At 71.2% G+C, this 8,162-nt stretch carries 9 protein-coding genes; 6 read left to right on the forward strand and 3 right to left on the reverse strand.

The window, feature by feature from the left end; translation table 11 throughout:
* Positions 1-74 precede the first annotated feature (74 nt).
* The 3 genes from EMA17_RS50940 (at position 75) to EMA17_RS50950 (ending at position 3,630) form a co-directional block, all read left to right on the forward strand.
* Positions 75-1,055: a cation diffusion facilitator family transporter gene (locus tag EMA17_RS50940; protein WP_126644049.1), complete on the forward strand. Its 981-nt coding sequence runs from the start codon at positions 75-77 to the stop codon at positions 1,053-1,055.
* Between the two features lie 158 nt (positions 1,056-1,213).
* Positions 1,214-2,662 (forward strand): adenosylhomocysteinase, encoded by a 1,449-nt coding sequence (gene ahcY / locus EMA17_RS50945; RefSeq protein ID WP_126644050.1) that lies wholly within the window; start codon positions 1,214-1,216, stop codon positions 2,660-2,662.
* Between the two features lie 194 nt (positions 2,663-2,856).
* On the forward strand, positions 2,857-3,630 hold the full coding sequence (locus EMA17_RS50950; protein ID WP_126644051.1) for an HNH endonuclease family protein: 774 nt from the start codon (positions 2,857-2,859) through the stop codon (positions 3,628-3,630).
* 73 nt (positions 3,631-3,703) lie between these two features.
* Here EMA17_RS50950 and EMA17_RS50955 read toward each other — a convergent pair whose 3' ends face one another.
* Entirely contained in the window at positions 3,704-4,642 is a 939-nt protein-coding gene (locus EMA17_RS50955) for a quinone oxidoreductase family protein (protein WP_126644057.1), read from the reverse strand.
* A 114-nt stretch (positions 4,643-4,756) separates the two neighbouring features.
* Here EMA17_RS50955 and EMA17_RS50960 point away from each other — a divergent pair, with 114 nt between their 5' ends.
* Entirely contained in the window at positions 4,757-5,221 is a 465-nt protein-coding gene (locus tag EMA17_RS50960) for a MarR family winged helix-turn-helix transcriptional regulator (protein WP_126644052.1), read from the forward strand.
* A gap of 9 nt (positions 5,222-5,230) precedes the next feature.
* Positions 5,231-5,836 (forward strand): hypothetical protein, encoded by a 606-nt coding sequence (locus EMA17_RS50965; RefSeq protein WP_126644053.1) that lies wholly within the window; start codon positions 5,231-5,233, stop codon positions 5,834-5,836.
* On the opposite strand, the gene EMA17_RS50970 is transcribed toward EMA17_RS50965, so the two are convergent.
* Positions 5,820-6,764, reverse strand: coding sequence for an RDD family protein (locus tag EMA17_RS50970; RefSeq protein WP_126644054.1), 945 nt, complete (start codon positions 6,762-6,764; stop codon positions 5,820-5,822). The genes EMA17_RS50965 and EMA17_RS50970 overlap by 17 nt on opposite strands.
* Before the next feature lie 50 nt (positions 6,765-6,814).
* On the opposite strand from EMA17_RS50970, the gene EMA17_RS50975 reads away from it, so the two are divergent.
* Positions 6,815-7,822, forward strand: coding sequence for a stage II sporulation protein M (locus EMA17_RS50975; protein WP_126644055.1), 1,008 nt, complete (start codon positions 6,815-6,817; stop codon positions 7,820-7,822).
* 159 nt (positions 7,823-7,981) lie between these two features.
* Here EMA17_RS50975 and EMA17_RS53675 read toward each other — a convergent pair.
* On the reverse strand, positions 7,982-8,162 hold a 181-nt coding region (locus EMA17_RS53675; protein WP_218043289.1), incomplete at its 5' end, for a hypothetical protein.

The following is an 8,162-nucleotide window of genomic DNA, read 5'->3' on the forward strand; positions in this document are numbered from 1 at the left end:
TGGCACACTGATCGCCGGCACGCGCGGCCGGCGACGGCGGCGGTGGTGGTCAACCAACGGGTGGGAGTCGATCGATGAGTGCGGGCGGCGGAACCAGGGCGGTGGTGGCGGCACTGGCCGCGAACCTGGGGATCGCGGTGGCCAAATTCGTGGCCTTCGCCTTCACCCGGTCCTCGTCGATGCTGGCGGAGGGCGTGCACTCGCTGGCCGACTCCGGCAACCAGGTGCTGCTCCTGGTGGGCGGCAAACGCGCGGAACGCGACGCCACCCCCGAGCATCCGTTCGGCTACGGCCGCGAGCGCTACATCTACGGCTTCCTGGTCTCCATCGTGCTGTTCTCCGTCGGTGGCATGTTCGCCATCTACGAGGGCTACGAGAAGATCGCCCACCCGCACGAGTTGAAGAGCTGGTACTGGGCGGTCGGCGTGCTGGTGTTCTCCATCGTCCTGGAAGGCTTCTCCTTCCGGACCGCGATCAAGGAGTCCAACCACCACCGGGGTTCGCTGACCTGGGCGCAGTTCATCCGCCGGGCCAAGTCGCCGGAACTGCCGATCGTGCTCCTGGAGGACTTCGGCGCGCTGATCGGCCTGATCCTCGCGCTCGGCGGGGTCGGCCTGGCGGTGGCCACCGACGACGGCGTCTGGGACGGCATCGGCACGCTGTGCATCGGCGTGCTGCTCGTGCTGATCGCGATCGTGCTCGCCTTGGAGACCCGCAGCCTGCTGCTCGGCGAGGCGGCCGGGATCGAGACGGTCCGCGAGATCGAGGCGGCGATCGTGGCCGGCCCCGACGTCGAGCGGCTGATCCACATGCGCACGCTGCACCTCGGCCCGGAGGAACTGCTGGTCGCGGCCAAGATCGCGGTGCGTCACGACGACACGGCGGCCGACGTGGCCCGGGCGATCGACGCCGCCGAGGCGCGCATCCGCGCGGCGGTCCCGATCGCCCGAGCGATCTACCTCGAACCGGACATATACCGGGCCGACGAGGCCGCCCGCGGCGCCGATCCCGAGGCGACACCTGGCGGAAAGTACCCGCACACACCAACCGGGTGAGGTGTTAACGTCGTTGGCGCACAACGACAGTCGCTGCAGAGGGCGGTCGGGTCTCGGGCCCGTAGGCACAGAAGTGTCCGACTGGATGGCACGTCATCGGCGCCCCTGGCACCGGTGTGTCTCCAGTCCCATCCACCCCTTTGCAGAAGGATCGAAACATGGCTTCGCAGCTCGACGGCGACTTCAAGGTCGCCGACCTCTCCCTCGCCGCGTTCGGCCGCAAGGAGATCACCCTCGCCGAGCACGAGATGCCCGGCCTGATGGCGATCCGGCGTGAGTTCGCCGCGTCCCGGCCGCTGGCCGGCGCGCGGATCATGGGCTCGCTGCACATGACCGTGCAGACCGCGGTGCTGATCGAGACGCTGACCGCGCTCGGCGCCGAGGTGCGCTGGGTCTCCTGCAACATCTACTCCACCCAGGACCACGCCGCCGCGGCGATCGCGGTGGGCCCCGAGGGCACCCCCGAGGACCCGCGCGGCGTGCCGGTCTACGCCTGGAAGGGCGAGACCCTGGAGGAGTACTGGTGGTGCACCGAGCAGGCGCTGAACTGGCCCGGGCACGACGGTCCGAACATGATCCTCGACGACGGCGGCGACGCCACGATGCTCGTACACAAGGGCGTCGAGTTCGAGAAGGCCGGCGCCGTCCCGGCCGCGACCGACGACGACTCCGAGGAGTGGAAGGTCTTCCTGGCGCTGCTGCGCGCCAACCTGGCCGAGAACCCCGGCAAGTGGACCGCGATGGCCCCCGGCATCAAGGGCGTCACCGAGGAGACCACCACCGGTGTGCACCGCCTGTACGAGATGTTCCGGGAGGGCTCGCTGCTCTTCCCGGCGATCAACGTCAACGACTCGGTCACCAAGAGCAAGTTCGACAACAAGTACGGCGTGCGCCACTCGCTGATCGACGGCATCAACCGGGCCACCGACGTCCTGATCGGCGGCAAGGTCGCGGTCGTCTGCGGCTACGGCGACGTCGGCAAGGGCTCCGCCGAGTCGCTGCGCGGCCAGGGCGCCCGGGTGATCGTCACCGAGGTCGACCCGATCTGCGCGCTCCAGGCGGCGATGGACGGCTACCAGGTCACCACGCTGGACGAGGTGGTCGAGATCGCCGACATCTTCGTCACCACCACCGGCAACCGCGACATCATCATGGCGTCCGACATGCGGCGGATGAAGCACCAGGCGATCGTCGGCAACATCGGCCACTTCGACAACGAGATCGACATGGCCGGTCTGGCCAGGATCCCGGGCATCGTCAAGGACGAGGTCAAGCCGCAGGTGCACACCTGGACCTTCCCCGACGGCAAGACGCTGATCGTGCTGTCCGAGGGCCGCCTGCTCAACCTGGGCAACGCGACCGGTCACCCGAGCTTCGTGATGTCGAACAGCTTCACGAACCAGACCATCGCCCAGATCGAGCTGTTCACCAAGCCCGAGGAATACCCGATCGGCGTGTACGTGCTGCCCAAGCACCTCGACGAGAAGGTCGCGCGGCTGCACCTGGACGCGCTCGGCGTGAAGCTCACCACCCTCACCGAGGGCCAGGCCGCCTACATCGGCGTGCAGGTCGACGGCCCGTACAAGCCGGACGCGTACCGGTACTGATCCCCACGAGGCCGACGCGGTCGACGCGATCGGTGCGGTGACGCGCCGATTCGTCGACCCGGTTCGGCATACTCCGCCCGTCCCACGGACAGACGGATGCACGGACAACGGATCGGCGGTGGGCCGGGCGGCGCGACGCGCTCGCCCGGCCCACCGCCGTCCGGCTCACACGACAACCCTCGGGGGGCGGTCGCATGCGACGGCGGACCTACGCCGCGACCCTGCTCGTCGCGGCGGCCCTGACCGCCGTGACGGCGTGTCGGGACGACGGCTCGAAGGCGGAGTCCGCGGCCGGCGCCACGGCCGCGAGTACGGCACGACCGGCGTCGGGCGGCGACGCGGCCGACCCGCTGGACAACGAGGACGGCACCAGACCCGGCCTCGCGCCGCTGACCTCGGCGGCCGACCTGACCCGGGCCCGGGCGCTGATCGACCGGGTGCGGACGAAGGAGCGCGGTCCGAAGACCGGCTACGACCGGGAGAAGTACGGCCCGGCCTGGAGCGACGCGGTCGGCGGCGTGCCGTTCGGCGGCAACGACTGCGGCACCCGCGACGACATCCTCAAGCGGGACGGCCGGGCGACCCGGTGGCGGGACGAGAAGGGCTGCGTCGTGGAGACGATGACGCTGCCCGACCCGTACTCCGGCAAGGACATCACCTTCACCAAGGCCAAGGCGTCGGCGATACAGATAGACCACGTGGTGCCGTTGAGCGCGTCGTGGCAGATGGGGGCCGCCGGGTGGGACGCCGACAAACGCCGCCGACTGGCCAACGACCCGCTGAACCTGCTGGCCGTCGACGGCCCGATCAACGGCGGCAAGGGCGACTCGAGCCCGGCGACGTGGCTGCCCCCGAACAAGGCGGTGCGCTGCTCCTACGCGGTGCGGTACGCGCAGGTGTCGATCAAGTACGAACTGCCGGTGACGGACGCGGACAAGGCGGCGATGTCGGCGCAGTGCGGGGGGTGAGGACGGGGGAGGGGTCGGGGTTCGGCCCGGGACGGCGTCGGCCCACGGGCACGACACGACCGTCGCGCGCGGCCTACGGGCACAGGACGACCTTGCCGAGGTTGGCGCGTGCCTCGATCACCTCGTGTGCCTTCGCCGCGTCCGCGAGCGCGAACGTGCCGTGCACGGCGACCCGGAGCCGGCCCGACAGCGCCAGGTCCCAGAGCTCGTGCCGATGCCGCTCGTACATCTCGGGGAACGCGGTGGAGAACCGGGCCATCGACATCCCGGTGATCGTCCGCGCGCCGGCGAGCAGTTCCCACGCCGGCACCGTGCCACCGCCGGAATTGAAGAAGACCAGCCGGCCGAACGGAGCGAGCGCGGCCACCGCGCGCGGCAACACCTCGCCGCCGACGCCGTCGAGCACCACGTCGACCGGCTCGCCCCACGACTCGTCGGCGTAGGACACGACCTCGTCGACCCCGAGCCCGCGCAGGAAGTCGGCCTTGTCGAGCGAGCCCACGGCCGCCACCACCCGGCTCGCGCCGCGCGTCCGGGCCAGCTGTACGGCCAGATGACCGGCCCCGCTCGCGGCACCGGTGACCAGCACCGACCGTCCCTCGACCGAGCCGGCCGAGGACAGCGCCGCGAGCGCGACATGCCCGCCGCGCACCAGCGCGACCGCGTCCACGGCGCTCGCGGCGGCGGGGATGTGCGACGCGGTGAACACGGGGGCGAGGGCGCGTTCCGCGTAGGCGTCGGCGAACGACATGGCGACCACCCGATCGCCGACCGCGAAGCCGGTCACGTCCGGCCCGACCGAGGCCACCTCGCCGGCCACGTCCCCGCCGAACACCCCGGGCAGCGGCGACCCGCCCTCGCGCACCTTGCGCACGCTCGGCAGGCTCACCCCGATCGCCTCGGTCCGGATCAGCAGCTCGCCCGGCCCGGGTGCGGGCACCTCGGCGTCCGCCACCTCCTCCAGGCGGAGCACGTCCGGACCACCGTCGCGGTAATAGCGAACACGACGCACGCGCATCCTCCGACCATCGAGAATCATGGGACAACCCAACGAAAATCGTGGGTGGGCCCAACGGTATGCAACGATCGTGGGAAAGTCCAACGATTCTCCGGATAGGCTGCGCCCATGGTCGACAAGCTGCCCGCCCCCGCCCGGATCCGCGCCCTGCCCAGCTGGCTGCTCGGCCGCGCCGCCGCACACGGGCGCGGCCTGGTCCGCGAGGCGCTGGCCGGCGACGGCATGCCGATGCTCCACCACCTGGTGCTGATCGCGGTCCGCGAGTACGGCCCGGTCGCCCAGGCCGAACTCGCCCGCGCGGTCGGCATCGACCCCAAGGACATGGTCGCGATCCTGAACTCCCTCCAGGCCGACGGCCTGGTCACCCGCACCCCCGACCCGCACGACCGACGCAAGAACGCGATCGCCGCCACGCCCGCCGGCGAACGCCGCCTGGCCCGGCAGGAACCCCTCGTGGACGCCGCGATGGACGACCTGCTCGCCCCCCTGAGCGCCACCGAGCGGGCCACGTTCACCGCCCTGCTCACCCGCGTCGTCGCCGCGGCCGACCCCGACACGCCGACCGTGTCGTAGGGTCCGCGCATGCCCTCAGGCACCTACTCCTTCCACGACCCGCACGACGGCACTCCCCTGGGCGAGGAACGCTTCTCCTGCGCGCCCGGCCCGATCGGCTGGCGCTACACCGGAAGCGGCATCGACCTGACCCTCGACGCCCGGGGCCGCCCGGTGCGCCTGGAGGTGCTCGCGGGCGGCTGGCGCGTCCGCGGCGGCGCGACGGCGGTGGCCGGCGCACCCGGTGTGGTGTGGCTGCGGGCGGCGGCCGACCCGACGGTGGACGCGCCGGCGACCGAGGCCGAGGCCCGCGCCGCCGGCTTCACGGGCCGCTCGCCCGCCTTCCTGATCGCCACCGCCACGCTGCTGAACCTGACCGTCGGCGACTCGGCCCGGCTGCGCCTGATCGCGCTGACCGAACCGGTCCTGGCCGCCCACACGGTGGACCAGTCCTGGCGCCTGGCCTCGATCGAGACCCACGAGGGCCTGACCGTCGAACGCTACGAGGTGGACGACCTCGCCACCGGCGAACGCGCCACGATCCACCTGAGCGGCGACGTGGTCCTGGCCGCCCCGGGCATCGAACTCGAAGCACTCGACACGCCGCCGAACCGGCGGATCACGATGGGGGAGTGAAGCCGGGGGGCGTGGGCGTGGGCTCGGGCGTAGGCGTCGGCGTCGGAGCGGGCGTCGGCTCGGGTGCGGGCGTCGGCGCCTGCGTGCCCGGTGCCGACGGGATCGGCGGAATCGGCGGCACGGAGGTGGGCGCCGGCGCGGCCATCGACGGTGTCGCGCCCCCGGCGGCGAACCCGCCGGCGGCGGACGCGTGCCGCTCCCAGTCCCGGCGTTGCCGCTCGGCGAGCACGGCGGCCAGGTACACCACCGGATGCATCCCGGGAGGCGGCCCGATCCCGATCCGCTGCGCGGTGTCCACGGTCAGCCGCTCGGCGAGCGAGGCGGCTATCGCCGGATCCAATTCGTCGCGCCGGGACAGGTATTGCCGAATGGCAAGGGCGAGATCGTCGGACAGCCCGGACAATTCGATCCCGGTCGCCCACGCCGAGGCGGCAGGATGCAGCGGCATCGGCAGTCGCCGGACCCCCGGAGTGCGCTCCCGCACCACGAATGTCCCGGCCGCCATGTCCCCGAGCCGCTTGCCGTTCGTCGAGGCCATCGAGGAGAACACCGCGCCACACCCGAACGTGGTCCAGAAATCCACGAAGAACCCGAGCAGCGCCCGCACCAGAGCGTGCCGGAACCGAATCGGCCCGCCGTCGTCGCGAACCACCCGAAGCCCGAGCGCCAACTTCCCGAGGGAGCGCCCATGACTGGCGGTCTCCCAGGCGACCGGCCAGCCGATCACCACGAGCACGACGATCGTCAACGTCAACGCCGCCGCGAGGGCGCCGTCGTCGACGGGCACCGCCAGCGAGACCAGCCACACCACCGCCAACAACACGGCGACCTGCGCCGCGAGGTCGATCACCATCGCGATCGCCCGGCTGGGCAGGCGCGCCGGGCGCAGGTCGAGCGCGACCGCTTCTCCCGTGACGAGCTCGGACACGGCCACCTCCAGTGTGTGCGTCGATGTCGCTCCCAGAGAGGATGCACCGTATGGATGTCGACGTCTTCGTCGCGGTACACCGCCACGAGTGGGAACGCCTGGAACAACTGACCCGCAGGCGCCGCCGCCTGTCGGGACCCGAGGTGGACGAGCTGGTGACGCTGTACCGGCGCACGGCCACCCACCTGTCGACGATCCGCTCCGCCGCGCCCGACCCCGTACTGGTCGGCCGGCTCTCCACCCTGACGGCACGGGCCCGCTCGGCGGTCACCGCCCCGCGCACGCCGGCCTGGCGCGACGCGACACTCTTCCTCACCGTTCGATTCCCGGTCGCGGTCTATCGCAGTCGCCGCTGGTGGGGGACGACGGCCGTGGCCTTCCTCGTGGTCGCGTCACTGATCGCCGCGTGGGTCGCCCACGACCCGGCGGTCCGCGACTCGGTCGGCGCGCCGGACCAGATCCGCGAGCTCACCCGCCCCGGCGGCGACTTCGAGACCTACTACTCCAGCGCCCCCGCGAGCTCGTTCGCCGCCCAGGTGGCCACGAACAACGCGTGGGTGACGGCCGGCTGCCTGGCCCTGGGCATCCTGCTCGGCCTGCCGGTGCTGTTCATCGTGTTCGGCAACGCGATGAACGTCGGCATCTCGGCGGGCCTGATGGCCGACGCGGGCCGCCTCGACGTCTTCTTCGGCCTGATCACGCCACACGGCCTGCTCGAACTCACCGCCGTGTTCATCGCGGCCGGCGTCGGCCTGCGCCTGGGCTGGACCGTCATCGACCCGGGCCCCCGAACCCGCGCCAAGGCGATCGCCGAGGAGGGCCGAATCGCCCTGGGCATGGCGGTCGGCCTGGCACTGGTCCTGGTCGTTTCGGGCATCATCGAGGCCTTCGTGACTCCGTCCGGCCTGCCCACCTGGGGCAGGATCACGATCGGCGCGACGGCCGAGGCCGTGTTCCTCGCGTACGTGGTGATCCTGGGCCGCCGGGCCGAATTCGCCGGAGAGCAGGGGGATGTGGCATCCTCGGACGTCGCGGACGAACTGCCGACGATCGCCTGATCAGGTGATCTTGACAGCCCACCGACCGCACACGTAGATTCGAAGGGTTGTCGCGACGTTGTCCAACGACGTGACAGTCTGGTAGTCTCTGCCAGAGCCGAGCGGGGCGTCCGTCAAGGATTGCACTCCTGCCGCAAGCATCACCATCGAATTTCTCGATCATCGGTCGCGTTCATTCGCGACGAGTTCGGCTATTTGCTGTTCTTGTGCATGTGGATTACGGAATTCCCAATCGGCGCCGGAGTACCGGCGGAAACGGGTTACCGAATCTGCTAGGCTCCACGAGCCGGAAGCCGAAGGAACGAAAGTTCCGAACGCGGAAAGCAAGCAGGAACGGACG

It is taken from the genome of Embleya hyalina (assembly GCF_003967355.1).
Taxonomy (GTDB): Bacteria; Actinomycetota; Actinomycetes; order Streptomycetales; family Streptomycetaceae; genus Embleya; species Embleya hyalina.

Bases quoted from the DNA above. Each gene is read 5' to 3' on its own strand.
- EMA17_RS50940 (WP_126644049.1), top strand. From the start codon at position 75: ATGAGTGCGGGCGGCGGAACCAGGGCGGTGGTGGCGGCACTGGCCGCG.
- ahcY (WP_126644050.1), top strand. From the start codon at position 1,214: ATGGCTTCGCAGCTCGACGGCGACTTCAAGGTCGCCGACCTCTCCCTC.
- EMA17_RS50950 (WP_126644051.1), top strand. From the start codon at position 2,857: ATGCGACGGCGGACCTACGCCGCGACCCTGCTCGTCGCGGCGGCCCTG.
- EMA17_RS50960 (WP_126644052.1), top strand. From the start codon at position 4,757: ATGGTCGACAAGCTGCCCGCCCCCGCCCGGATCCGCGCCCTGCCCAGC.
- EMA17_RS50965 (WP_126644053.1), top strand. From the start codon at position 5,231: ATGCCCTCAGGCACCTACTCCTTCCACGACCCGCACGACGGCACTCCC.
- EMA17_RS50975 (WP_126644055.1), top strand. From the start codon at position 6,815: ATGGATGTCGACGTCTTCGTCGCGGTACACCGCCACGAGTGGGAACGC.